The sequence below is a fragment of the Paenibacillus sp. cl123 genome (genome assembly GCF_900101595.1).
Lineage (GTDB): Bacteria > Bacillota > Bacilli > Paenibacillales > NBRC-103111 > Paenibacillus_G.
The window spans coordinates 415,567-440,050 of record NZ_FMYY01000003.1; the positions used below are offsets into that span (position 1 = coordinate 415,567).

Consider the following 24,484-nt stretch of genomic DNA (forward strand, 5'->3'; position numbering starts at 1 on the left):
CTTGCACTGTAGGCTCGGACTGGTAAGGTAGCAATAACGTAAGGGACAGACAAACTTAAGTTCAAGGCGAGCTGAGGGCAGTTCTCTACCAGTTCACTCCATCTTTTACTTTTTTAGAGATAAAGTAATAAATGTGGATTTTCATTCTGTTCTTCAAAAATTGCTGAGCTTATTTCCGCAGTTCAACAAGGCTACAACTAAATAGGGCAAGAGATCAGTTCTTTGTCAACTGCATAATGGATTGCCAGTTTCCCAAAAGTTGAGTTATTTATTTTTTTTTGATCCTTTTATTTCTTCATGTAGTAAACCCAATTTATAATTGATGTTCAACGCTATGCCAATCAATATTAAAACCAAAAGTATAACCGTTTCTGAACTGTTAACTTGATACATAACTCCGAATAACGACAAAATACCAATCAACAGATAATATCCAATTACGGAAGCGACAATAAAGATAAATATCACGGAGTTGCCTCCTTATTGTTTCCTGAATTTGGGGACAAGGGCGTGCGCCGCCGGTAGACGGGCAATGCCGAACGACAGCCGGGGAAGCTGTCCAGTTGCTGGTACTCGACATGCTGAGTGGTCGAAATGCCCTGATGAATGTGGATAAATGGGCCGCGGAGCACGATTTGGATCAATTGCTTCGTCCAGGCCTTCAGGCCTCCTGGTTCAACGACGACGCACTCGGACGCCACCTGGACCGGCTTTATGAAGCGGACATCCACCACGTTTACTCCGACTTCCAACTGCATGTGTACCAACACGAGCGCATCCCGATGAGCGTGTTTCACGGCGACACGACGAGTATGTCCGTTTACGGGGCATACACGAAACTGAGCAAGGCGCTGCAGATTGTCGAAGGCTACAGCCGTGACCGGCGAGGCGCGAAGCAAATCTAGTTCGGGTTGATCGGCAACGCCGACGGGATCCCCCTGTATGGCGATGTGCACGATGGGAACACCTCAGACAAAACCTGGAATAAGGACGTGCTGGAGAAACTCCATGCGCAGTGCGCTGCCGTGAAGCTGAACGATTTCGTTTACGTCGCCGATTCGGCGGCGATGAGCAAGGCGACTCTCGATGTCGCAAAAAGCGCGAACGCCTACCTCTTGACCCGCGCTCCCAACCAACTGAAGATCGTTAAAGCGGCGCTGGCTTCTGCCGATGCACCGGACGCCTCCTGATCGGAGAAGGTGTCGTTCGTCTCGTCCAACGAAGGCGCTACGTACCGCTGGATGGCTGCGGAAGCCGAGCATGAGGGTCATACGCTCCGCCTGATCGTCGTGGAGTCCAGTGCGCTGGACAAGAAAAAGGAAAACACGTTAACCTGCGAGCGGGAGGCCGAACGCGACCGTTTGACACAAGCCGCAAAGGAAGCGGCTCAAACGCCGTTTCATTGCCGGGCCGATGCCCAGCAAGCCGCCGAAGCCTTTCGAGCCGGGCAATCGCCCCGGTTTCATCAGGTGGACGTGACCGTTCGGCCGCAGGAGGTTGTTCGTAAAAACGGGGACGTCCGAAGCAAGGCGAAGCTCCCCAAGTCGATACGGTTTACGTGCTGGAGGCCGCGATCACGCCAGACGAAGCGCGGTTTCACGAAGCGCGCCGGCGGGCGTCCCGCTTCGTGCTGGCCACCACCTTGCCGTCCGAGTGACGTGGCGAACCGATGGAGGGGACGGCGTTACTTTGCTTGTATAAAGGACAAATCCACATCGAAATGAATTTCTCCTTTTTGAAGGATCCCGTGTATACGGACGAAATTTACTTGAAGAAGCCGGAGCGCGTGAAGGTGCTGGGGTACTTGTTCTTGTTGGCACTCACGGTCTACCGGGTGTTCCAACGCCGCATTCGCCAGCACATCACGGAGCAAAACCCGATGCACGGGTCGGGCGGCCGGAATCCTGCGCAAGCCGACAGCCGCCGCCATATTCCAAATCTTCAAGTATCGTAAGGTCGTCGTGTTTCGCCTGCCGGACGGTGCCCGAACCCGGCAATTCGCTCGCCCCCTGAGCAAAGAGGAGAAGCGGGTGTTGACCTATCTCGGTTTGGATGAATCGGTTTATCTCGGCTAATCGAATTGACTTGCTTCAGCGATGGTTTTGCTTCTTGAACCATCGCTACATCCGTTTCACGGCTGGTTGACCCCTAAAAATTCCATTCACTACCACATGTCTGGGGTGCGGAATGTGAGTTATTAAGGTAACGATTCTTGAGGCAACGCCGTAGAGACCTAAGCCTACTTCTTCAGCAAAGCCAGCCTGTACGCATATTCGAACAGAAACTCAAATGCTTCCAAGTGGCGCTTTGCCTCGAAAGCATTGGCCCCCCAAGCGCACACGCCATGCTTGCGGATCAAAATGCCCGGGATACGCGGGAGAATAGCTTGCTCCACCAGCTCGGCGATTCGCGGAATTTCCGCATAGTTCGGTACGATCGGAATGTCGATCTGGGCTTCCTCTTCCCAGATATTGAACGCTTTGATCAGCTCAACGCCGTCGATCGGCACGCTGCCTCGTTCCCCGTACAGCTCCGAAACCAAGTTGTTGAATACCGTATGCACATGGAAAATAGCGCCCGCGCCTGTCGCTTTATAAATCTCGCAGTGGATCAGCGTTTCGGCGGATGGTCTGAGCGCTGTCGCTTCAATGGCTTTGCCGTCCTGATCAACAAGCAGATAGTCCGACGGGGTATTGACGGACTTGTCCTTGCCGCTCGCTGTTACGGCGAAGGCAAATTGCTCGCGCTCGAAGGGGCCGACGCGGACGGACAAATTGCCGCTCGTGCCGGGGAACCAGCCGCGCCCGGCGAGCAGTGTCTTGATCTCCCGCAATTCGGCGAACGCCTGCTGCTTGTCCTCCAAGGTGATATGCTGGAAATTCATCTCGCGTTCATCTCCTCCAAGTGGTTGATCACATCGTGAAACGTTTCAAATGGTTTGTAATTCAAGTGAAGCTCCTCGCAAAGGTCAATCAGATGCGCCCGGGCGAACACCGTGTCGACCAGCTTCGCGCCAGCGAAGTCGGTGACGCTGTCCCCGATCAGGATGCGCTCGTATTGCTCGGCCGGGTAGCGGCGGATGATGGCCGTTTTGCACATGCCGCAGTCATTGTCGCAATGCTCATCGCACGCATGGGGCCATTCGATGCGGATAAACGGGCCGCTGAAGTCGCTGCCATTGCAGTAAATATGGTCCTGCGGAATCGGAAACTCCGCAAGCACCGGATAAACGAAGAAATCGATGCCTCCGCTCGTGACGAGGAAGACGATGTTTTCCCGCTTGCAGTAAGCGAGCAGGTCGGCAAATCCTTCGCGGATCCGGACATTGCCGATCGCATAGTCGACAATTTCCTGCTTGCGGGAGGCGGGGAGCAGGGCGAACATGCGCCCTACGCCTTCCCGCACCGATATCTGCTTGCCGATGACCTGCTCCACGAGCTTGTCCCAGCCTTCGGGCTTGAAATGCTTCATGATCGCGACGATATTATCATTAACCGTGATCGTGCCGTCAAAATCGCAGAAAATGATGCGCTGCTTCTTCGTCATTCCTTGATCCCCCAGGCTTCAATGGCCGCCTGCAGCTCCGGATGCCCGTCCGCCGCAAAGGCGCGCAGCGGGATTCCGCTCAGGCAGGCCTCGATCGCTTGACGGAAAGCGCGTCCGCCTGCCGCGGCTCCCTGCGGATGGCCGTGAACGCCGCCCCCAGCATTGACGACAACGTCGTGGCCGAAATCGCGCAATATCCACGGGACAAGTCCCGGATGAATGCCTGCCGACGGAACCGGAAAGCTCCGCGCTAAGGCCAACGTCCGATCCGCAGAAGCGCCCAACGCATAATCCGAAGCTTGTGTCGTCAGCAGCGCGTCCTTGATGGCCATATTTTCTTCAAGCGGCATGACGACAGAGCCGTAAGGCGAAGGGAACAGCACAAGATCGGCTCCGGCCAGACGCATCAGCTTGCCCAGCAGCACATTGGCCGAGATGCCGTGATACGTGGACGGATAGAACGCTCCGGCCAGGGCAGGATGGGCCATAATCGGGACGTTCACATCCGGGTGGCGGCTAAGCTCGCTGAGCGCATCGAAGCCGTAGGCGAGCACATTGAACAGCAGGGCATTGGCTCCCGCTCCGATGGCACGCTTCGCCTGCTCGACCAGGTCGAACGTCGGTCCGGTCAGGTTGGCCGCGTACAGCAGCTTTTGACCGGTCTCGCGCTGCGCTTGAGCGGCCGCCTCCATGCAGACCTCGACACGGCGTTCGATAGGGGTCAGCGGATTTTCGAACAATATTTCGTCGTCCTTGATCAGATCGACTCCGCCAAGCGCCTGCTGGTAAAATTGTTCGCGCAAAGCTGGAAGATCATGGCCGATGACCGACTTGAAGATGCTCATCAGCAGCGGACGATCCTGAACGCCCAGCAGCTGCCGGACGCCAGGGAGTCCGAAACGCGGACCCGGGAAAGCGGACAGGAAGCCGTCCGAGAACGATAGATCGATCAGCTTGATTCGGCCGTCCATGGACAGCTTGCCGAACACGGTCACGAGCAGGGCGGGAATATCCCGGCTGAAGTTGACGTCGGGATAAGCGATCTGTATGTCGGCATAACGCTCTCCCGGCTGGCGGCTGTCCGGCTCGTGAACGGTGACGTCCACGACTTGACCAAGATGCTTCTCCATCTCGGCCTTGCGCGCTTCAGGCAGATCGGTCCAGCTTCCTACAGTCAGACCGACCGCAATCCCAAGCGCTTTTTTCTGAAAATCGGCTTTATCGTCATAGGCGCGGTAAGTCGCCACGCAGTAAGTTTGATAGGCTTGTAAGTTCAAGACGGTACCACCTTTGCTTGAATCCATTATTATTTATTCGGTAAAGCTGCCGAGTCGCTGAGCGAAGAGCCGATTTCGGCGGCGCGGCTGGCCGAACGGAGAACGGCCTGGGCAACGGCTTCCGGGAAGCCTCGGCTTTCCAGCAGCTCCAACGCGGCTTGAGTCGTGCCGTTCGGCGAGGTGACCTTACGGCGCAGCTCGGCCGGTTCCTGGCCGGTCGTCTCGACCATGCGGCCCGCTCCGAGCACAGTCTGAACGGTCAGACGGCGTGCTTCGTCGCGGTCCAAGCCGCCTTGAACGCCGCCTTCGATCATCGCTTCCATCATATAGTAAATATAAGCGGGACCGCTGCCGGACAGCCCGGTGATGGCATCCAGCAGCCGTTCCTCGACGACGCTTACGATACCGGTGGAGCGGAAGATATGCTCCGCAGCGGCACGCTGGGTTTCTGTGGCGGCTGCCGAGAAGCTCAGCCCCGTCGCTCCCAGCCCGATCGTGCTGGATGTGTTGGGCATCGTGCGTGCGACCGGCATGGCATTATTCCCAAGCAGGCCGCAGATCGTCTCGATGGAAAGACCGGCGATAACGGAGACGAGCAGCTGACGCTCGCTGAGCAAGCTTTGCAGGCCGCGGACGCCTTCGAGGGCATCCTTCGGTTTGAAGGCAATCACGACCACATCGGCTTCCCGGATGGCGAGCTCTTTCTCGGCCTGATGCAGGGATTGGCGAACGCCGTATGTTTGCTGCAGCTCTTGCAGGCGGTCTTCATTGGAGCGGTTGGTGACGAAAATTTGCTCCGGGTGAATGCCTCCTTGCCCGACCAAGCCGCGGATGATGGCTTCCGCCATGGAGCCGGCGCCGATGAATGCGATATTGAGCGAAGACCAAGTCGTGGACATGGGAACAGCTCCTTTACATGAAATAGAATATCCGTTTAGCCGCGGATCTGACCGTTGCCGGCGATTATATATTTGCTCGAGGTCAGAGCGGGCAGCCCCATCGGACCGCGGACATGCAGCTTCTGCGTACTGATGCCGATCTCCGCGCCGAAGCCGAACTCGAAGCCGTCGGTGAACCGGGTGGAGGCGTTATGATAGACGGCTGCGGCATCGACCTCATTCAGGAAACGGACGGCGTTCAAGTCGTCTTCCGTGACGATGCACTCCGAATGTTTGGTGCCATGGGCTGCAATATGGGCGAGCGCCTCATCGACGCTGCCAACCACCTTGATATTCAGAATATAGTCGTTGTATTCCGTATCCCAGTCCTGCTCGCTAGCCGCATGGATGCCGGGTAACAGGCTGCGGGCTGCATCGTCGCCGCGGAGCTCGACGCGCTGCTGTACGAACTGCTCGGCTATGGCAGGCAGATGACGCGCTGCGAAATCGCGGTGCACGAGCAGCGTCTCCATGGAGTTGCATACGGACGGCCGCTGCACCTTGGCGTTGATGGCGATGCGCAGCGCCATATCCGGATCTGCGCTGGCGTCAATGAACGTGTGGCAGATGCCGGCTCCGGTCTCTATCACCGGAACGGAAGCGTTCCGAACGACGTTCTGGATCAGCGCCGCGCCGCCGCGCGGGATCAGCACATCCAGCAGACCGTTCAGCTTCAGCATCTCATCGGCCGAGGAACGGCTGGGGTCCAGAATAAGCTGAAGCGCTTCGGACGGCAGCTCGGTTTGACTAAGCGCTTCGTGCAGCACCTCCACAATGCGGCGATTCGATTCCAGCGCCGCCGAGCCTCCCCGCAGCACAACCGCATTGCCGGTCTTCAGACATAAGCCTGCGGCATCGACGGTCACATTCGGCCGCGCTTCGTAGATCATGCCGATAACGCCGAGAGGGACCCGCACCTTGCGGATGGAGAGCCCGTTCGGCCGCTCGAAGCTCTCGAGCTCTTCGCCGATTGGATCGGGCAGCAGCGCCACCTCGCGCAGCCCTTCCGCCATAGCTACGATGCGCGCTTCATTCAGCGCAATCCGGTCGAGCAGGGAGGAGGAGGTGCCGTTTTCGCGCCCGCGATGCAGGTCCAGCGCGTTGGCCACGATGATTGAGGCGGTCTCCTGAATCAGCGCGTCTGCCATAAGCAGCAGCGCGTTGTTTTTTTGCTCGGTGGATAGCAGAGCAAGCCTGGGGGCCGCTGTCTTGGCCGTCTGGGCTTTGCGTACAACTTCGGATAGCTGACTGGAGTCGAGAGAGAAAGCTTCAGTGATGGGATGGGACATGGAAAAAGGCCTCCTTCTGGAATAGCTTCGGGTTTAATTGGATGCAGCGGCATCCTTGGCTTTGCCTGTCGTGGCGGCCAGGGTGATCCATTCATCACGATGGATAACCTCGATCCGCTGCACATCAATCCGCTTCTGGACTTCGTCGGTACCGAGGCCGGCGACAGCCTGGAGCTGCCAGGCCGCATAATTGACGACGCCGCGGCCGATCGTACGATGCGCGAGGTTCACGACTTCGATCACATCGCCGGGATGGAAATCGCCTTCCACCTCGCGAACGCCCGCCGGCAGCAGGCTGCGGCCGCCTGCCACGAGCGCTTGCTCCGCTCCTTCGTCGACAGTGACCGTGCCCTGAGGCTGGGAATGAAAGCCCAGCCATTGCTTCTTCATCGGCAGGCTGTGCGCCGTCGTATCGAAGTATGTCCCTTTGCCGGTACCGTCGACCGCGAGCAGGGCGTCTCCCGGCTCTACGACCCGGCCGATAAACAGCGGGATGCCGCCGCGCATCGCGATGCGGGCCGCTTCCAGCTTGGAGCGCATCCCGCCGGTGCCAACTGCGGACCCGGAGCCTCCGGCGAGCCGGTACAGCTCCTCGTCGATTTCGGAGACCCGGTCGATCCGGCGTGCGTCGGGATTGCTGCGCGGATCGCCGTTGTACAGACCGTCGATATCGGTGATGATCACGAGCTTCTGAGCACGGACCAGATTGGCGACCAGCGCCGACAGCGTATCGTTGTCGCCGAATTTGAGCTCATCGACGGATACAGTGTCGTTTTCATTGATAATCGGCACCATGCCGCGGCGCAGCAGCTCCTCCAGCGTCATCTGGGCATTGTGGATTCGCTTGCGGCTGACGAAGTCGGAGCGAGTCAGCAAAATCTGTCCGACGCCGATGCCGTGGCGGCCGAAGGCCTCGTGATAAGCCTGCATCAGCAGCGCCTGGCCGACAGACGCCGACGCCTGCTTCTCATGCAGCTGCTTGGGCCGGGACGGGTAGCCAAGCTCCCGGAAGCCTGCGGCTACGGCGCCTGAGGTCACCAGCAGGACAGGGCAGCCTCGGCGGTGAAGGGCGGCGAGCTCGCCGGCAAAAAATTCGATTTGTTCCCGGTTCAGTCCGCCTTCGCTGGACGTCAGCGAGCTGCTGCCGATTTTAATTACAATCGCTTGCTGCATCATAAGAATTCACGCTTCTCTCGGTAAAATGAAAAAGGCCCCGTCCATGAAGGACGAAAGCCTGTAACTTCCGCGGTACCACCTTGCTTGATGACATGCGTCATCCATCTTGGTTCCCTCGTAACGGCAGGGAGCGCCGTCCAACTCTTCGCTGGCCGTTCGGGGGCGGGTTCGGATAGTCTTCACGGTAAATTCTCGCAGCCGGTGGAATTTACTCTCTGAGCGTGCAGGGGCTTTCCTACTATTCCCTTCATTACGTTTACTTTCTTCTAAGAATATCATGCGCTCCGGCGGTTTGTAAAGGCGGCCGGGTTACCCGCCGGGAGCGGCGTCTTGCCAGCTAGAACAAATTCAACGCTTCGACGCGGCGCACGGCTTCCCTCAGCCGCTCCTCCGAGCTCAGCAGCCCGAGCCGGACATAACCTTCGCCATGCTCGCCGAAGCCTACGCCGGGAGCGACGACAAGCCCCGCTTCGTTCAGCAGCCGGTCGGCGAACGCTTCCGAGGCGTAGCCGTCAGGGACGGGCAGCCAGGTGAAGAAGGAGCCTTGGGAGCGCTTGGCCTTCCAGCCGATCCGGTCCAGCTCGGTGTACAAGGCGCTGCGCCGCGAGGCGTACACACGGACCAGCTCGCTCACGCAATCCTGCGGTCCGGTGAGCGCGACGGAGGCCGCTTCCTGAATACCGCCGAACAGGCTGCAGTAGTAATGGTCCTGGATCAGATTGATCAGTCTGACGATCTCGCGGTTGCCGAGACAGAAGCCTACGCGCCACCCGGCCATATTATAAGTCTTGGACAGCGTATAAAATTCGACGCCGACTTCCTTGGCCCCCGGCACCTGCAGGAAGCTGACGGGCTTGTGCTCGTCGAAGCCGATGGCGCCGTAGGCAAAATCGCTGGCGACAACGATGCCGTGCCGGGCTGCGAAGCGGATCGTCTCTTCATAGAACGACAGCGGAGCGGAAGCGCCGGTCGGATTGTTCGGGTAGTTGATAAACATCAGCTTTGCCTTATCCACGTCGGTAGCTGCGAGCGAGCTGTAGTCAGGCAGAAAATCATTGTTTTCCGTGAGCGGCATAAACGCCATTCTCGCTCCGGCAAGCGCTACCCCGGACCAGTAGTCCGGATAGCCAGGGTCCGGCACGAGGCAAACATCGCCCGGGTTCAGCATGCATTGGGCAATCTCGACGAGGCCGGTTTTGCCGCCGAACAGGATAGCGACCTCGGTCTCCGGGTCCAGCTCGACGCCATAATCCTCGCGGTAGCGCTGAGCGACCGCTTCCTTGAGAAACAGGTAACCGTTGAAAGGGGGATACTTATGGTACAGCGGATTTTCAGCAGCTCCTTGAAGCGCTTTGACGATATGTCCGGGGGTCGGCCGATCAGGATTGCCTTGGCCCAGGTTGATCACGTCATGCCCGGCTGCGATCTGCTCATTGGCTTTGCGCACGAGCTTGGCGAAAAATTGGGTCGGCAGCTGCTGCATGCGGTCTGCCGGTTGAATAGGAAAAGCGCGGGCTGCGCGCTCGGAAGTTGGATTCATGGTTATTCACTCCATCGCTAATATCAGGATGTAAGGCAAAGCCCTTATGTCGGATAGCCTTACTGTACCATGAAATGGGGGGAGTGTACACATGGGACATGGACGCCGCTTGACGGCGGTCATAGCTGCGCACAGGAGGGGAGCTTGCGGAGAGCGAGGCGCGGCGGAGCGGGCGGCAGACAGGCCCATGCATTGAACTTGCCGCCGGCATCCACTATAGTTAAGGAATCACGTATATGAAGAGGATGAGCACACATGTCGCAATCGACCTGGAATGTGGCGCTGCTGCAGATGGATATCGCCATCGGAGAGCCGGAGCGCAATTATGGCAAGCTGGAGCTATTATTGAAGCAGGCGGTGGATCATGAACAGAAGCCGGATGTCATCGTCATCCCCGAGATGTGGAACACCGGCTACGCGCTGGACCGCATTCACGAGCTGGCGGATCCGGCCGGAGAACGGACGAGAGCGATGCTCTCGGACTTTAGCGGGAAGCACCAGGTAAATATATTGGGCGGATCGATCGCCGAGAAGCGGGCTGACGGCGTGTACAATACGACGTATGCCTTCGACCGGGAGGGCCGGGAGATCGGCTCCTATTCCAAAATCCATCTGTTCCGGCTTATGGATGAGGAAAAGTATCTGAAGAGCGGCGCGAGCCTCGGTCAGCTGGAGCTAGACGGGATTTCGGCAGGCGCGATGATCTGCTATGATATCCGCTTCCCGGAGCTGGCCCGGAAGCTGGCGCTTGGCGGCGCCAAGCTGTTGTTCGTCCCGGCCGAGTGGCCAAATCCCCGCCTGCATCACTGGCGGACGCTGCTGCAGGCCAGAGCCATCGAAAATCAGATGTTCGTCATCGCCTGCAACCGCGTCGGCATCAGCGGAACGACCGAATTTTTCGGCCATTCGATGGTGATCGACCCTTGGGGCGAAGTATTGGCCGAAGGAGACGGCGCCGAAAGTATCGTCCGGGCGACGATCAACCTTGATCTGGTCGACGAGGTGCGCAGCCGTATCCCGATTTTTGAAGATCGGCGGCCGGCGCTCTACGAATAGCAAGGGACCCGCGTAGAGGTCAAAGGGGACTCCCCTTGCTGAAGCCAAATCCTTCCGCAGACGTCATCACCTCGCGGAATGTGTCCATGAAGGCTTCAACCGCTTTGGACAAATACCTGCCCTTCTTGTAAGCGACGACGAGGGTACGGCACGGCCGGGTTTGCAGCGGCAAATAGACGGGAACGAGCTCGCTCCATCGTCCGCGCGACACCATATGGGGCACCATAGCGATGCCCATCCCCGCTGCGACCAAGGACTGGACGGTTTCAATATTGCTGCTCTCGAACACGATGCGCGGGGTAAAGCCGGCATCGCTGCACAGCTCGACCGTAATTTGCCGGAAGCCCTGCCCTTTCTTGAGCGCGATGAAGGGCTCATGCTGCAGCAAAGCGATGTCGACGGGCTCCGCTTCGGCCGACCGTTCGGCGAGCGGATGATGCTGCGGGACCGCGAGCACAATTTCCTCCTCGATGACAGGCTCATAAGCGAGCGCATCGTCGATCAGCGGCAGGGAGAGCAGGCTGATATCCGCCTGACCGCTGGCGGTGAGATGCTCCAGATTCGAGGTCGTCTCCTCGACAAGCACGATATCGATCTCCGGATAACGCTTCTGGAACACCGGAAGCACGAGCGGAAGCAAATGGGCGCCCGTGATCGGCAAACTGCCGACCACGAGGCGTCCTTTGCGCATCTGCGAGATATCCTCCATCTCCTGCTTGAGCTGCTCGACCATGTCGAGTATTTTTTGCGCTTTCTCCACGAACAGCGAGCCGGCATGGGTCGCTTCGACGGAATTGGTGGTGCGCTGGAACAGAAGAACGCCGATTTCCTTCTCCAGCTTCGACAGCTGCTGGCTGAGCGATGGCTGGGCGATATGCAGCTTCTCCGCAGCGCGCGAGAAGTTTTTGTCGATGGCAATCTGCAAGGCATATTGGAGCTGTCTGAGTTCCATATTGGAATAAACCCCTTCCGTTTTCTAAGTATTGTGGGAATAAATGTTCGAATTGAGTTGAAGGCTCTCATCATGTAAACTGTACCGTAGACAAAAAGTGACAAAGTTTGAGGAAGGTGAGGAACCATGCTTGGCTAAGAAACATAGAAAGCTGTCTGTCGTTGAGTTTATTAAACGGTTTTTATTTATTACCATCGGCGCCGTTCTGATGGCCACCGCGCTGGAGCTGTTTCTGGTGCCCAACACCGTTCTGGACGGCGGCATCACGGGCATTTCCATCATGGTGACCAAGCTGACCGGTCTGCCTCTGGGCTTGTTCATCTTCGTGTTCAACATCCCTTTCCTGCTCCTCGGATACAAGCAGATCGGCAAAACGTTCGCGATCTCCACCTTGTACGGCATTTCCGTTATGTCGGTGACGACGCTGCTGCTGCATCATTCGGCCGCATTTACCGACGAGAAGGTTCTCGCCGTGCTGTTCGGCGGCCTTATTCTCGGCTTCGGCGTCGGACTGGTCATCCGTTACGGCGGCTCGCTGGACGGAACGGAGATCGTTGCCATACTGCTCTCCAAGCGGTTCAGGGTCCCTGTCGGACAAATTATTATGATGATCAACGTCGTGATCTTCATCGTAGCCGGATTTATTTTCGGCTGGGATTCCGCCATGTACTCGATTTTCACCTTCTATATCGCATCCAAGGTGATGGATATTGTGGTGGAGGGCTTGGAGGAATCCAAGTCCGCTACGATCATTTCAGCCGAATACGAAGAAGTTTCGGACGCCATCGTCAACAGGCTCGGACGCAGCACAACGTTTATTTACGCCAGGGGCGGGTACTCCAAGGAGGATACGCAGATGATTTATTGCGTCGTGACCCGTTTGGAAGTGGCCAAGCTCAAGGCGATCGTGCAGGAAATCGATCCGAAGGCGTTCATCTCCATCCAGCATGTATCCGACGTTCTGGGCGGCAATATGGAAAAGAAAAACATTCATTAAAATAAGACAGAGAACAGGATGGCGGGCCTTTCTTCGGCGAAGAGGGGCCTGCTTTTTTCCCATTCCCGGCCCAATGCTTTATAGATAATAATTATGAATCCTATAGATATTATATCTTGGATCAATGAAGTTGAACATGGTAGGATGTTAACAAGCAAGCAAAGCAAGCTGTAAGCAAGATAAGATTTACTCATACAAGACTAGAGGTGTAACCGATGGCAAAAACAATGTTTGAGAAAATTTGGGACAACCATGTCATCCACTCCGAGCCAGGCAAACCGAGCATCATCTATATCGACCTGCACCTGGTTCATGAAGTAACAAGCCCGCAGGCGTTTGAAGGTCTCCGGTTGGCAGGCCGCAAGGTGCGCCGTCCCGATCTGACGTTCGCAACGATGGATCACAACGTACCGACCAAGGACCGCTACAACATCACGGACCCGATCTCCAAGCAGCAGATCGATACGCTGTCCAAAAACTGTGCGGACTTCGGCGTCAAGCTGTTCGATCTGGACAGCATCGACCAAGGCGTCGTTCACGTTATGGGCCCAGAAGTCGGTCTGACGCATCCGGGCAAAACGATCGTTTGCGGCGACAGCCATACGTCTACGCACGGGGCATTCGGCGCGCTGGCATTCGGTATCGGAACGAGCGAGGTTGAGCATGTGCTCGCAACGCAATGTCTGCAGCAATCCAAAGCGAAGACGCTGGAAGTGCGCATCAACGGCAGACTGAAGCCGGGCGTAACGGCAAAGGACTTGATCCTGGGCGTTATCGCCAAGTACGGCACGGACTTCGCAACCGGCTATGTGATCGAATATACGGGCGAAGCGATCCGCGGCTTGTCGATGGAGGAGCGCATGACCGTCTGCAACATGTCGATCGAAGCCGGCGCGCGCGCAGGTCTGATCGCACCGGATGAGACGACGTTCGAATACTTGCGCGGACGCGATTATGTGCCGCAGGGCGAAGCATTCGATCAGGCTGTTGCCGAGTGGAAGAAGCTGACAACGGACGAAGGCGCCGTATATGACAGAGTCGTTGAGTTCGACGCCGAGAGTCTCATTCCGCAAGTGACCTGGGGAACAAGCCCTGGCATGGGTACGGATATTACAAGCGCTGTGCCGAATCCTGCCGATTTCACGACTGAGAACGAGCGCAAGGCTGCCGAGAAAGCCATCGAATACATGGGGCTGACGCCGGGTACGCCGATGAGCGAGATCGAGATCGACTATGTATTTATCGGTTCCTGTACGAACGGACGGATCGAGGACCTTCGCGCTGCGGCTAGCGTCGCACAAGGGCATAAGGTGTCTCCGAACGTGACTGCGATCGTGGTTCCGGGTTCGGGCCGCGTGAAGATCCAAGCCGAGAAGGAAGGATTGGATAAAATCTTCACCGAAGCCGGATTCGAATGGCGCGATGCGGGCTGCTCGATGTGTCTGGCGATGAACCCCGACGTGCTTCAACCGGGTCAGCGCTGCGCCTCGACGTCCAACCGTAACTTCGAAGGCCGTCAAGGCCGTGACGGACGCACGCATCTCGTGTCGCCGGCAATGGCTGCCGCTGCAGCGATCAAAGGCCGCTTTACCGATGTTCGCGACTGGGAATTCAAAGTCAAACAAGAAGCGTAAACCGTTTCATATAGCATTTATTCAACCTATTTTCCCGATGTAAGGAGCAGACCGACATGGAAGCTTTCAAACAGCATACCGGACTCGTAGCCCCGGTCGACCGCGTGAATGTCGATACGGATGCGATTATCCCCAAACAATTTCTGAAGCGCATCGAGCGCTCGGGCTTCGGCCAGTTTTTGTTCTACGAATGGCGCTTCAGCCCGCAGGGCGACGTCATTCCCGAATTCAGCCTGAACCAGCCGCGTTACCAAGGAGCTTCCGTACTGATCTCCCGCGCGAATTTCGGCTGCGGGTCTTCCCGTGAGCATGCGCCATGGGCGATTCAAGACTTCGGCTTCAAAGTGGTGATTGCCCCTTCGTTTGCCGATATTTTCTACAACAACTGCTTCAAGAACGGCATCCTGCCTCTCAAGCTGAGCGAGGAGCAGGTGGAAGATCTGTTCCAGCGCACGGCTGCCCAAGAAGGCTACAAGCTGACCGTCGATCTGGAAAACAACACGATTACCGATGAGCAAGGCTTGCGCATCGACTTCGAGCTTGACGAGCATCGCCGTCAGTTCCTGCTGCTCGGTCTTGACGATATCGGCTTGACTTTGCAGCATGCCGACAAGATCGCCGCTTATGAAGAGGCTCGCGCCGCTCGTCTGGCGTAACTTCTGATTCAAGGCAAACCCGCTTTCCGCTTGGAGCTTCATCCGCGGATAAGCGGGTTTTTCGCTTTGATCCCGAAGTTCACATTTTGTTCGGATTCGGCCTATGAGCTGTGATATTTGTTTTATGAAAACTACTCGGTCTTGTGTATAATATCACTGGATGGTGCAGGAAGGGAGAGAGACTACTATGATATTCACCAAAATCGGTGTCGTTGGAGCGGGGACGATGGGGCAAGGCATCGCCGAAATGTTGGCGGCCAAAGGCTTGGATGTTCTGCTTGTCGAACGAACTCCCGAACGGTTGGAGCAAGCGTGGGCGCAAATTGAAATCAGCCTGGATAAGCAGCTGGAGAAATGGGCGATTACGGTCCCCGAGAAGAAGCTGATCCTATCGAAAATTCAGAAGGTTACGGACTGGAGCCGGCTGGCCGAATGCGAAATGGTCATAGAATCCGTGACCGAGGATCTGGAACTGAAAAAACAGGTGTTCGCGCGTCTGGACGAGCTTTGTCCTCCGCATGTGCTGCTGGCCAGCAATACGTCAACGCTCAGCTTGACGGAGATGGCGGCTGAGACGAAGCTGCCCGAGCGGGTGATCGGGCTTCATTTCCTATATCCGGTATCTAAAATTCATTTGGTAGAAATTATACGCGCGGTCAAGACCAGCGAAGAAACATTCGAGCGGACCAAGCGTTTTGTAGAGGATACGATTCAGAAACGGGGCATACAGGTGTATGAATCTCCCGGGTTTGTCACGACCCGGCTGATCTGCATCCTGATCAATGAGGCGATGCATGCGCTCTCCGAACGGGTGGCGTCCGCAGAGGACATAGACAGCGCGATGCGGATCGGTTACGATTTTCACTATGGTCCGCTGGAGATGGCCGACCGGTTCGGTCTGGATGCCGTGCTGGCGGCGATGGAGCGGATGTTCCGCGAATTCGGCGAGCTGAAATACCGCCCTTCTTTTCTGCTGAAGCAGATGGTTCGGGCCGGGCATCTGGGGACGAAGACAGGACAAGGCTTTTTTCGCTACGACAAGGATGGTGATCGGATATGATCGTACTCGTCATTAATGCCGGCAGCTCTTCGCTGAAGTTCCAGCTGTACAGCATGGAGAATGAATCGGTGCTGGCCAAGGGCAAGGTTGAGCGGATCGGGATGGAATCGGCGATCTTGACCTATGAGCCGGAAGGCAAGCAGGATATCCGCGAGGTCCGCGAAATTCTGGAGCATACGACGGCCATACGCCGCGTATTGGACATGCTGGTTCACCGGGATTTCGGCGTGCTGGAGTCGGTCCGCGAGATTCAGGCAGTCGGTCACCGGGTCGTGCACGGAGGCGAAGCCTTCTCCAGCTCGGTGCTGGTCGATGAGCGGGTCAAGCAGGAGATTAAGCGGTTGTTCGATCTGGCTCCCCTGCATAATCCGGCTCACATGCTCGGCATTCAGGCGGTTGAAGCCAACATGCCCGGTGTCCCGCAAGCGGTCGTGTTCGACACGGCGTTCCATCAGACGATGCCGGCCCCCGCCTACTTATACCCGATTCCGATGGTGCTCTATAAGAAGCATCAGATCCGCCGTTACGGCTTTCACGGCACCTCTCATTATTATGTGAGCGAACGCGCGGCAGCCTATCTCGGCCGTCCGATCGACGAGCTGAAGCTGGTCACCTGCCATATCGGCAACGGAGCGAGCTGCGCTGCAGTGCTGCACGGCAAGTCGGTCGATACGAGCATGGGCATGACGCCGCTTGAAGGGCTGATGATGGGAACCCGCAGCGGCGACATCGATCCGGCCATCGTACCCTTTGCGATGATCAAGGAAGAGCTGACGCTTTCCGAAGTCAATTCGATGCTGAATAAGCATAGCGGCCTGATGGCTATCTCGGGTATCGGCAGCGATATGCGCGAGATCACGCAGGCGATGGAGCAGGGGGACAAAAACGCGACGCTCGCCTTCGACATGTACGAATACCGGCTGCGTAAATGCATCGGCGCTTACGCCGCGGCCATGAACGGCATCGACGCCATCGTCTTCACCGCGGGCGTCGGCGAGAACTCGGCTCCTTTGCGCGCAGCCGTCTGCCGCAATCTGACTTATCTCGGTCTTCGTCTCGACGAGGAAGCGAATGCTCGCCGCTCCTCCGAGGACAGGGCTATCACAACGCCTGAATCGCGGGTGCAGGCCCTGGTCATCCCCACCAATGAGGAGCTGGTCATCGCCCGCGATACGTACCAGTTGCTTTTGAATCGCAATTCTGTAGAATAATAAGTGAACGCCGGTCGAACATCCGTTCGTCGGCGTTCCTTCAGTCCATATACAAATCAAGCTGGGAGGTAAGCTGACAATGAGCCGTAATTTGGTAATGATCCGTGAGGCGCAGCGGCATGTGGACGAGTCCGTTACGATCGGATGCTGGCTGCACAATATGCGCTCCAGCGGGAAAATCCGATTTCTGCAGCTGCGGGATGGCTCGGGATATATCCAGGGCGTTGTCGTGAAGAGCGAGGTGGCCGAGCAGGTTTGGGAGGATGCGGGGAAGCTTACGCAGGAGAGCTCGCTGTACGTAACCGGCGTCATCCGCGAGGATACGCGGAGCAAGGGCGGCTACGAGCTGAGCGTGACAGCTATTGAGCTGATCCAGGTCGCAACCGATTATCCGATCACGCCGAAGGAGCATGGCGTCGATTATTTGATGGATCACCGACATTTGTGGATTCGGACGCCGCGGCAGCGGGCGATTCTTGTCGTGCGGGCGCAAATTATACGGGCGGTGCAGCAATTCTTCGACGAGCGAGGGTTCCATCTGGTCGATCCGCCGATCTTGACCCCCTCCTCCTGCGAAGGGACGACCAATCTGTTCCATACGAAATATTTCGACGAGGACGCCTTCCTGACGCAAAGCGGGCAGCTCTATATGGAAGCGGCCGCGATGGCGCTCGGGCGCGTGTATTCCTTCGGCCCTACCTTCCGGGCGGAGAAATCGAAAACCCGCCGGCATCTGATCGAGTTCTGGATGATCGAGCCGGAGATGGCCTTTGTCACCCATGAGCAAAGCCTGGAGATTCAGGAGCAATTCGTCTCGCATGTGGTGCAGTCTGTCATCGCCCATTGCCGCAAGGAACTGGAGACGCTGGAGCGGGATATAACCAAGCTGGAGCGGATTCAGGCTCCGTTCCCGCGTATAACGTATGATGAGGCCGTGCAGTTCCTGAAGGATAACGGTCATGCGTTTGAATGGGGCGAGGACTTCGGCGCTCCGCATGAAACGGCCATCGCCCAGAGCTATGACAAGCCGGTTTTCATCACGCATTATCCGACTGAGATCAAGGCGTTCTACATGAAGCCGGACCCGAATCGTCCTGAAGTCGTGTTGTGCGCGGATATGATCGCTCCGGAAGGCTACGGCGAAATAATCGGGGGAAGTCAGCGCATCGACGATCCTGAGCTGATGGAGGAAAGATTCCGGCAGCATGAGCTGTCCAAGGAAGCCTATCAATGGTATTTGGACCTGCGGCAATACGGCTCCGTGCCTCACTCGGGCTTTGGCCTTGGTTTGGAGAGAACGGTAGCCTGGATATGCGGACTTGATCATGTGCGCGAGACGATTCCTTTCCCGCGGCTTCTGTATCGCTTGTACCCCTAAACCTTGCGCTGGCTGATAGGCGCATCATGCATGTTATCGCGCGCGAGGGCGAAAGTATACAGGAAGGGGACGGGAGCTTGAAAAAGAATGAACGCGAGCGGGACGAGCTGTCGGCGATGCTGCTCGGCGGCTTATCCGACGGACAAGCCGAGATTCCATATTGGCTGCTCCGGTATTATCCGCGGCTGCGGCTGTCGGAGCCGGAGGTCATGCTCATCATCCATGTGATGGCCTTCAAGCAGAAGGAGCGGAAGGAGTTTCCGACGCTGGAGGAGCTGCAGGAGCGGATGACGCTTCCGCTGGACAAGGTTATCGCCATCGTCCAGAGGCTTCTGGCCGATGGCCTGCTGCTGATCGACGAGACGCGGGATTCGTCGACCGGCGTTCACAGCGAAGCCTATAACTGGACGCCGCTGCTGGAACGGCTGGCCGCTGTCCGTGCCGAGGAGTGGCTGGAGGAGCGGGCGAGCAAGCGGCTGGCCGCCGCTTCGCGCGGCGAGCGGAAGGATATATTTTCGATCTTCGAGCGTGAATTCGGCCGTCCGCTCACTCCGATGGAGCTGGAATCGATCGCCGGCTGGCTGGATAAGGACGGTTATCCCGAGGCGCTGATTTTGGCCGGACTGAAGGAAGCGGTATTTGCCGGCAAGGTGCATTTCCGCTACATCGAGCGCATCCTGCTGGAGTGGCAGCGCCACCGGATCACGACGGTTGAGCAGGCGAAGGAGCATTCCCAGAAATTCAGAAGCAGGTAGCAGAAGCGCAGGCATTCGTTCTTCGGGATGGATGCCTGTTTGCCGTGCTGCTCGCCGGACTGGAAGCCATTATTAATTTTTCCAATACAGGTGTAACCTTTTGGCCGGCTTTATCGTCTAACAGAGTGTGTCTACATAGCGCAATATGTCGAATGAAGTGAAGGAGGGTGGGCATGATCCGTTGGCTGCGCAAACAAAAAGAGCATGCTGAAGACGCGCCGCTCGCAGGGCCAAAGCAGGAGTCCGCGCCCGAGGATCGTTATGCCTCCGAGGCGGCGTCCGCTTCGGAGGCCGTGCTCCCTGAGATGTCGCGGCCGCGGCCGCAGATCGATACGAGCGTTCCTTTGCTGACCGTGACTGGCGTGGAGAGATCGTTTCCGGTCGGAGGGCAGCAGCTTCACGTGCTCAAGGGCATTGATCTATCGCTGTATCCGACGCAGCTCGCGATGCTGAAGGGCCGGTCAGGCTCAGGCAAGACGACTTTGCTCAATTTGATCGGCGGTCTGGATCAGCCGAGCAAGGGCGAGATCCGGTTCAAGGAGCATTTGTTTCATCAATGCGGCGATGATGAGAGGACGTACATACGCAGGAAAGAAATCGGATTTATTTTTCAATCTTTCGCTTTAATGCCTCTATTGTCGGCCTGGGAGAACGTCGAGCTGTCCATGCGGATGGCGGGCATCCCGAGATCCCAATGGAAACCAAGAGTTGCCCACTGCCTCGAGCTCGTAGGTCTGGCCAAGCGGATGCATCACCGGCCCTTCGAGCTGTCGGGCGGCGAGCAGCAGCGCGTGGCCATCGCCAAGGCTATCGCCCATAAGCCAAGCCTGCTGCTCGCCGACGAACCGACCGCCGAGCTGGATTCGCAGATGGGCGCTCAAGTGATGGGCGTATTCCGCGACATCATCGAGACGGAGCGCATGACGATCTGTATGACCACGCATGATCCGACAATAATGGAGGTAGCCGACCGTGTTTTCGAAATGGTGGATGGTAAATTTATCAATGGTTAGAAAAGCGGCCAGGCCGGCGGCGTTCGTCTGCCTGTCGCTGTCGCTGGCCGTCGCGTCCGGCTGCTCGGTGCTGCCCAAGGAAGAAGAGGAAGAAGCGATCCCCGTGATCCAGGCTCCGAAGCTGTCCAAGAAGCCGGAGTACACCGTGAAGACGGGAACGCTCGAATCGACGGCCAGGGGGTCGGGGAAGATGATGTCGACGGTGGAAGAAGACTTGTACTTCACCGACGAAACAAGCCGCAGAATCAAGCAAATTGCGGTGAAAACCGGCGACCGCGTGGAGCAGGGACAGCTGATCGCCGAGCTGGATGTCACCGAGCTGGAGAGCGAGCTCAAGCAGAAGCGGCTGCAGACGCGCAAGGATGAGCTGGCCATGATCGAGACGCTGCGCAATGCCGACGGCAAAAGCGCCGAGGAGATCGAGCAGGCCAAGATCACCTTCGAGCTGGAGCGCGAGAAGCTGAACAAGATGGAAAGCACGATCGCCAAGGCGAAGCTGACCGCGCCTTTCTCGGGGACCATCGTCTCCTTATATATGAAGAAAGGCGATTCGGTCAAGGCTTACGACGCGATCGCGACGATCGCGGATCTGTCGCAGCTGACGGTAGCCGCGACGCTGAGCGCCGACGATCTGAAGAAGGTGGCCGTCGGGATGGAGGTGGTCGTCGATATCAACGCTCTCGGCCAGCATAAGGGAACCGTTCAGCAGATGCCGAGCCCTAAGTCGGAGGATTCGGGCAGCGGCGGCGGATTCCCCGGAGAAGGGCAGAGGCAGCCTGACTCCATCGACAAGTATATGATCGTCAAGCTGGAGTCGCTCCCCGAAGGCATCGACCGCGGCAGACCGCTTAGCGTAACTGTCATTACGAACCGGAAGGAGAACGCCGTGCTGATCCCGCTCGCCGCTCTGCGTTCGTACTCCGGGCGCAATTACGTGCAGGTGGTGGAAGCGGACGGAAGCAAGCGTGAAGTGGACGTGGAGCTCGGCCAGCAAACCTCAACCGAAGTTGAGATCGTGAAGGGTCTGACGCCCGGACAGAAAGTAGTGGGACGCTAATGCCTATGCTTCGTTTTCTATTCCGCAAAATGTGGAATACCCGATGGCTGACGCTCAGCACGCTCGTCGGCTTGATCATGGCAGTCGCTTTCACCACGAGCATCCCGATGTACTCGGACGGCGCGCTCAAGCGGGTCGTCGGCAAGACGCTGGAGGAGAAAAGCGACGGGCTGCCGGCCGGCTCCGTCATGATCCGCTATCAGGCCAGCGGCAGCGACCGGGCGGATCTGAACGATCTGAAGGCGGTTGACGCCTATATACAGACCGAGCTGCCTAAGGAGATTACATTTCCTCATGAGGCCTATGTTCGCACCTATTCCATACGCGGCTCGCAGATTTCTCCCGTGGACCCGACCAAGGTGGATGCCGCCAAGCGGCGTCAGCTGACGCTTATGGCCCAGTCTGGGCTAAAGGAGCGTGTGGAGCTGACGCAAGGCTCCTGGTTCTCGGAGCAGCCCCAAGACGGGACGATTGAGGTCGTCATGTTCGAGGAGGGGCTGTACCGGGGGGATATGCGGATCGGCGATACGTTTAATTATCCGATCTCAGGCGGACTTGGCATCGCGCCGATCAAGATCAAGATCGTCGGAGCCTACAAGCCGCTCGATGACAGCAATCCTTACTGGTACCAGGGCCTCGAAGGACTGCTTACCTCGGCTTTCATGAGCGAAGCCGGATTTCAAGACTACCTGTTGACGAACAAAAAAATTCCGCTCAACCTGGGCAATTGGTATTATGCGTTCGATCTGCGCGAGATTCAGACGAGTCAGCTCTCCGGCCTGGAGAAAAAGCTGGACCGGCTCGGGATGACCTTATTCCAGCTGCTTAAAAACACGCGCGTGGATATTTCCTTTATCCCGCTGCTGCAGGAATTCAAGGTACAGAGCGTGCAGCTGCAGATCATGCTGTTCACGCTGGCCGCTCCGATGATCGCGATGGTGTTTTACTACATCGTGATGAATGCCAGGCAGTCGCTGGACCGGCAGCGCACCGTCATCGCCGTCATTCGAAGCCGCGGCGGCAGCACGGGGCAGATCATCTGGATTTATCTGCTCGAGGGGCTGCTGCTGGGCGGCGCAGCGCTGGTGCTTGGACCGATGCTCGGCTGGTTTATGGCCAAAAGCATCGGCTCGTCCAGCGGATTTCTGACCTTCGTGGACCGCAAAGCCGTGCCTGTCGGGGTGTCGACGGAAGCGATGCTTTACGGAGCGGCGGCTGTCGTGATCGCCATTCTGGCGAGCGTCATCCCGGCTATCGTCTTCGCGCGGGCTTCCATCGTCAGCTACAAGCAGAAGCTGGCCAGATCGGACCGCAAGCCGTTCTGGCAGAAGTGGTTCCTGGATGTGGCGCTGCTCGGGCTGGTCGGATACGGCTACTACTTGTTCGGACAGCGCCAGGATTTATTCAGCCAGACGGGCATGACGACGGATCAGCTGCAGGTGCATCCGCTGCTGTTCTTCATCCCGGCGTTGTCGATTATCGCTCTAGGCCTGTTTTTCCTTCGGCTGTTTCCATGGCTGCTGCGCATCGGCAACTGGCTCGGCAAGCGTATGCTGCCGGTGCCGGTATACTTGACGCTGACCCAGCTCAGCCGTTCGTCAACCGCCTATTATCCGCTGATGATTTTGCTGATTCTGACGCTTGGTCTCGGGATTTATAACGCATCGGCCGCCCGGACGATCGATCTCAATTCGACGGAACGGACGCTGTATGCTTATGGAACGGACGTTATTATGCGCGCCGACTGGGTTGCCGTGTCCGATGAGCTGCCTCAGAACAACTCCTCGCAGGGCGGCGGTCAAGGCCAGGGCCAAGGCGGCCAAGGTCAGGGAGGCCAGGGTCAAGGCGGCCAAGGGCAAGGAGGCCAGGGTCAAGGCGGCCAAGGAGGAGGTCAAAACCCCGGAGGCGGAGGGCAGCCGGGAGGAGGCAATCAGCCTCCGCCGAAGCTGCGGTATATCGAACCGCCGTTCGAGCTGTTCCGCGAGCTTGAAGGCGTCGAGCATGCAGCCAGGGTAATGACCCTGAAGAGCAATGCCGTCGTTTCGGGCAAGTCGATCGGCCAGGGAATGCTGATGGGGATCGACAACATCGATTTTGCCGAAGTCGGCTGGTTCCGGAAGGATTTGCTCAAGGTTCATCAGAATAACTACTTGAATGTGCTCGGACAATTGGAGCAGGCTGTCATTATTCCGACGAAGCTCGCTGAGAAGCATAACATCAAGGCGGGCGACCTGATGAATATTACGGTATCCGGCCAGCCGGTCGAATTCGTAGTCGTCGCGACCGTGCCGTACTGGCCGAGCCAGTATCCGGATGAGATACCGTTTTTCATCGCGAATCTGGAATACATCTACGATCAAGCGCCGATAACGCCTTATGATGTTTGGCTGAAAATGAAGGACGGAGCCAAGGTCGCGCCTATGCTGGAAGCCTTGCGCGCGAAAAACGTCGATATCGCCACCGTGAAGGATGTGCGCAACGAACTGATCATACAGAAAAAGCATCCTGCCCGTGGCGGCGTGTTCGGCATCCTGAGCCTTGGCTTTCTGGTCTCGGCCTTCGTATCGTTGATCGGTTATGTGCTGTACTGGTTTTTCAATCTGTCGAGCCGGGTCGTCCAGTTCGGCGTGCTGCGCGCGATGGGCTTATCGCGCCGCCAGTTGACCGGAATGCTGCTGCTGGAGCAAATATTTACGGCAGGGCTGGCGATTGCGCTCGGCTTTGGGATCGGCAAGCTCACGAGCTATCTCTTCCTGCCTTTCCTGCAGACGGCGGAAAATGTGAAGACCCAGGTGCCGCCATTCCGCGTGATCTTCGACTCTCGGGATACGAGCCAGCTGTATATCGTCGTCGCCGTGATGATGCTGACCGGCGCAAGCCTGCTGTTCTTGCACATCCGGCGCCTGCGTGTGCATCAGGCCGTGAAGCTCGGAGAGGAGAAGTGATGCT

The 24,484-nt window shown here is 57.5% G+C and carries 23 protein-coding genes and 1 other annotated feature; of the genes, 15 read left to right on the forward strand and 8 right to left on the reverse strand.

The window, feature by feature from the left end:
• Positions 1–494 precede the first annotated feature (494 nt).
• From BLR08_RS31600 to BLR08_RS31615, 4 genes are read left to right on the forward strand one after another with little or no spacing between them, the layout of a single operon-like run.
• Complete coding sequence (locus BLR08_RS31600; RefSeq protein ID WP_371117184.1) at positions 495–905, forward strand: DUF4277 domain-containing protein; 411 nt, start codon at positions 495–497, stop codon at positions 903–905.
• 6 nt (positions 906–911) lie between these two features.
• Positions 912–1,190, forward strand: coding sequence for a hypothetical protein (locus tag BLR08_RS31605; protein WP_256257441.1), 279 nt, complete (start codon positions 912–914; stop codon positions 1,188–1,190).
• A gap of 9 nt (positions 1,191–1,199) precedes the next feature.
• Positions 1,200–1,724, forward strand: coding sequence for a hypothetical protein (locus tag BLR08_RS31610; protein WP_256257443.1), 525 nt, complete (start codon positions 1,200–1,202; stop codon positions 1,722–1,724).
• A gap of 11 nt (positions 1,725–1,735) precedes the next feature.
• Entirely contained in the window at positions 1,736–1,954 is a 219-nt protein-coding gene (locus tag BLR08_RS31615; protein WP_256257444.1) for a hypothetical protein, read from the forward strand.
• Positions 1,955–2,239: 285 nt separating this feature from the next.
• On the opposite strand, the gene mtnB is transcribed toward BLR08_RS31615, so the two are convergent.
• From mtnB to BLR08_RS08560, 7 genes are all read right to left on the reverse strand, one after another.
• A complete protein-coding gene (gene mtnB / locus BLR08_RS08530) occupies positions 2,240–2,884 on the reverse strand; it encodes a methylthioribulose 1-phosphate dehydratase (RefSeq protein WP_072328754.1) in 645 nt (214 codons plus the stop codon).
• Entirely contained in the window at positions 2,881–3,546 is a 666-nt protein-coding gene (locus tag BLR08_RS08535; RefSeq protein ID WP_072328755.1) for a 2-hydroxy-3-keto-5-methylthiopentenyl-1-phosphate phosphatase, read from the reverse strand. Before BLR08_RS08535 ends, mtnB begins: the two co-directional genes overlap by 4 nt.
• Entirely contained in the window at positions 3,543–4,823 is a 1,281-nt protein-coding gene (locus BLR08_RS08540) for a 2,3-diketo-5-methylthiopentyl-1-phosphate enolase (RefSeq protein ID WP_256257445.1), read from the reverse strand. Before BLR08_RS08540 ends, BLR08_RS08535 begins: the two co-directional genes overlap by 4 nt.
• Positions 4,824–4,852: 29 nt before the next feature.
• Positions 4,853–5,722, reverse strand: a complete 870-nt coding sequence (proC, locus tag BLR08_RS08545) for a pyrroline-5-carboxylate reductase (RefSeq protein WP_072328757.1) — start codon at positions 5,720–5,722, stop codon at positions 4,853–4,855.
• A gap of 35 nt (positions 5,723–5,757) precedes the next feature.
• Positions 5,758–7,050: a glutamate-5-semialdehyde dehydrogenase gene (locus tag BLR08_RS08550; RefSeq protein WP_072328758.1), complete on the reverse strand. Its 1,293-nt coding sequence runs from the start codon at positions 7,048–7,050 to the stop codon at positions 5,758–5,760.
• 33 nt (positions 7,051–7,083) lie between these two features.
• On the reverse strand, positions 7,084–8,223 hold the full coding sequence (gene proB, locus BLR08_RS08555) for a glutamate 5-kinase (RefSeq protein WP_072328891.1): 1,140 nt from the start codon (positions 8,221–8,223) through the stop codon (positions 7,084–7,086).
• 46 nt (positions 8,224–8,269) lie between these two features.
• Positions 8,270–8,486, reverse strand: a binding site (T-box leader).
• 77 nt (positions 8,487–8,563) lie between these two features.
• The gene (locus BLR08_RS08560; RefSeq protein ID WP_072328759.1) at positions 8,564–9,766 is read right to left on the reverse strand and encodes a pyridoxal phosphate-dependent aminotransferase; all 1,203 of its coding nucleotides are present in this window, start codon (positions 9,764–9,766) and stop codon (positions 8,564–8,566) included.
• Positions 9,767–10,021: 255 nt separating this feature from the next.
• Between BLR08_RS08560 and BLR08_RS08565 the strand changes: the two genes are divergently transcribed.
• Positions 10,022–10,822 carry a carbon-nitrogen family hydrolase gene (locus BLR08_RS08565; RefSeq protein WP_072328760.1) on the forward strand — a complete coding sequence of 267 codons (801 nt, stop codon included), beginning with the start codon at positions 10,022–10,024 and terminating at the stop codon, positions 10,820–10,822.
• A 19-nt stretch (positions 10,823–10,841) separates the two neighbouring features.
• Here the strand turns inward: BLR08_RS08565 and BLR08_RS08570 are convergent, their stop codons facing one another.
• Positions 10,842–11,774 carry a LysR family transcriptional regulator gene (locus tag BLR08_RS08570; protein ID WP_072328761.1) on the reverse strand — a complete coding sequence of 311 codons (933 nt, stop codon included), beginning with the start codon at positions 11,772–11,774 and terminating at the stop codon, positions 10,842–10,844.
• A 130-nt stretch (positions 11,775–11,904) separates the two neighbouring features.
• Here BLR08_RS08570 and BLR08_RS08575 point away from each other — a divergent pair, with 130 nt between their 5' ends.
• From BLR08_RS08575 to BLR08_RS08620, 10 genes are all read left to right on the forward strand, one after another.
• A complete protein-coding gene (locus BLR08_RS08575) occupies positions 11,905–12,771 on the forward strand; it encodes a YitT family protein (RefSeq protein ID WP_072328762.1) in 867 nt (288 codons plus the stop codon).
• A gap of 215 nt (positions 12,772–12,986) precedes the next feature.
• Positions 12,987–14,405 carry a 3-isopropylmalate dehydratase large subunit gene (leuC, locus tag BLR08_RS08580; protein ID WP_072328763.1) on the forward strand — a complete coding sequence of 473 codons (1,419 nt, stop codon included), beginning with the start codon at positions 12,987–12,989 and terminating at the stop codon, positions 14,403–14,405.
• A gap of 56 nt (positions 14,406–14,461) precedes the next feature.
• Complete coding sequence (gene leuD, locus BLR08_RS08585; protein WP_072328764.1) at positions 14,462–15,061, forward strand: 3-isopropylmalate dehydratase small subunit; 600 nt, start codon at positions 14,462–14,464, stop codon at positions 15,059–15,061.
• A gap of 187 nt (positions 15,062–15,248) precedes the next feature.
• Positions 15,249–16,121: a 3-hydroxyacyl-CoA dehydrogenase family protein gene (locus BLR08_RS08590; protein WP_072328765.1), complete on the forward strand. Its 873-nt coding sequence runs from the start codon at positions 15,249–15,251 to the stop codon at positions 16,119–16,121.
• A complete protein-coding gene (locus tag BLR08_RS08595) occupies positions 16,118–17,332 on the forward strand; it encodes an acetate kinase (protein ID WP_072328766.1) in 1,215 nt (404 codons plus the stop codon). The genes BLR08_RS08590 and BLR08_RS08595 overlap by 4 nt, the downstream gene beginning before the upstream one ends.
• Positions 17,333–17,411: 79 nt before the next feature.
• Positions 17,412–18,710 carry an asparagine--tRNA ligase gene (gene asnS / locus BLR08_RS08600; protein WP_072328767.1) on the forward strand — a complete coding sequence of 433 codons (1,299 nt, stop codon included), beginning with the start codon at positions 17,412–17,414 and terminating at the stop codon, positions 18,708–18,710.
• A 77-nt stretch (positions 18,711–18,787) separates the two neighbouring features.
• Entirely contained in the window at positions 18,788–19,465 is a 678-nt protein-coding gene (locus BLR08_RS08605) for a DnaD domain-containing protein (RefSeq protein ID WP_072328768.1), read from the forward strand.
• A gap of 173 nt (positions 19,466–19,638) precedes the next feature.
• Positions 19,639–20,478 (forward strand): ABC transporter ATP-binding protein, encoded by an 840-nt coding sequence (locus BLR08_RS08610; RefSeq protein WP_072328769.1) that lies wholly within the window; start codon positions 19,639–19,641, stop codon positions 20,476–20,478.
• Positions 20,471–21,535, forward strand: coding sequence for an efflux RND transporter periplasmic adaptor subunit (locus tag BLR08_RS08615; protein WP_256257446.1), 1,065 nt, complete (start codon positions 20,471–20,473; stop codon positions 21,533–21,535). Before BLR08_RS08610 ends, BLR08_RS08615 begins: the two co-directional genes overlap by 8 nt.
• Positions 21,535–24,480: an ABC transporter permease gene (locus tag BLR08_RS08620; protein WP_072328771.1), complete on the forward strand. Its 2,946-nt coding sequence runs from the start codon at positions 21,535–21,537 to the stop codon at positions 24,478–24,480. The genes BLR08_RS08615 and BLR08_RS08620 overlap by 1 nt, the downstream gene beginning before the upstream one ends.
• The last annotated feature ends 4 nt before the right edge of the window (positions 24,481–24,484 follow it).

What these genes read in the sequence shown, in the direction of transcription:
- leuD (WP_072328764.1), top strand. Translation starts at nt 14,462, where the DNA reads ATGGAAGCTTTCAAACAGCATACCGGACTCGTAGCCCCGGTCGACCGC.
- leuC (WP_072328763.1), top strand. Translation starts at nt 12,987, where the DNA reads ATGGCAAAAACAATGTTTGAGAAAATTTGGGACAACCATGTCATCCAC.
- BLR08_RS08570 (WP_072328761.1), bottom strand. Translation starts at nt 11,774, where the DNA reads ATGGAACTCAGACAGCTCCAATATGCCTTGCAGATTGCCATCGACAAA.
- BLR08_RS08565 (WP_072328760.1), top strand. Translation starts at nt 10,022, where the DNA reads ATGTCGCAATCGACCTGGAATGTGGCGCTGCTGCAGATGGATATCGCC.
- BLR08_RS08620 (WP_072328771.1), top strand. Translation starts at nt 21,535, where the DNA reads ATGCCTATGCTTCGTTTTCTATTCCGCAAAATGTGGAATACCCGATGG.
- proB (WP_072328891.1), bottom strand. Translation starts at nt 8,223, where the DNA reads ATGCAGCAAGCGATTGTAATTAAAATCGGCAGCAGCTCGCTGACGTCC.
- proC (WP_072328757.1), bottom strand. Translation starts at nt 5,722, where the DNA reads ATGTCCACGACTTGGTCTTCGCTCAATATCGCATTCATCGGCGCCGGC.
- BLR08_RS08590 (WP_072328765.1), top strand. Translation starts at nt 15,249, where the DNA reads ATGATATTCACCAAAATCGGTGTCGTTGGAGCGGGGACGATGGGGCAA.
- BLR08_RS08610 (WP_072328769.1), top strand. Translation starts at nt 19,639, where the DNA reads ATGATCCGTTGGCTGCGCAAACAAAAAGAGCATGCTGAAGACGCGCCG.
- BLR08_RS08560 (WP_072328759.1), bottom strand. Translation starts at nt 9,766, where the DNA reads ATGAATCCAACTTCCGAGCGCGCAGCCCGCGCTTTTCCTATTCAACCG.
- BLR08_RS08535 (WP_072328755.1), bottom strand. Translation starts at nt 3,546, where the DNA reads ATGACGAAGAAGCAGCGCATCATTTTCTGCGATTTTGACGGCACGATC.
- asnS (WP_072328767.1), top strand. Translation starts at nt 17,412, where the DNA reads ATGAGCCGTAATTTGGTAATGATCCGTGAGGCGCAGCGGCATGTGGAC.
- BLR08_RS08595 (WP_072328766.1), top strand. Translation starts at nt 16,118, where the DNA reads ATGATCGTACTCGTCATTAATGCCGGCAGCTCTTCGCTGAAGTTCCAG.
- mtnB (WP_072328754.1), bottom strand. Translation starts at nt 2,884, where the DNA reads ATGAATTTCCAGCATATCACCTTGGAGGACAAGCAGCAGGCGTTCGCC.
- BLR08_RS08615 (WP_256257446.1), top strand. Translation starts at nt 20,471, where the DNA reads ATGGTTAGAAAAGCGGCCAGGCCGGCGGCGTTCGTCTGCCTGTCGCTG.
- BLR08_RS08550 (WP_072328758.1), bottom strand. Translation starts at nt 7,050, where the DNA reads ATGTCCCATCCCATCACTGAAGCTTTCTCTCTCGACTCCAGTCAGCTA.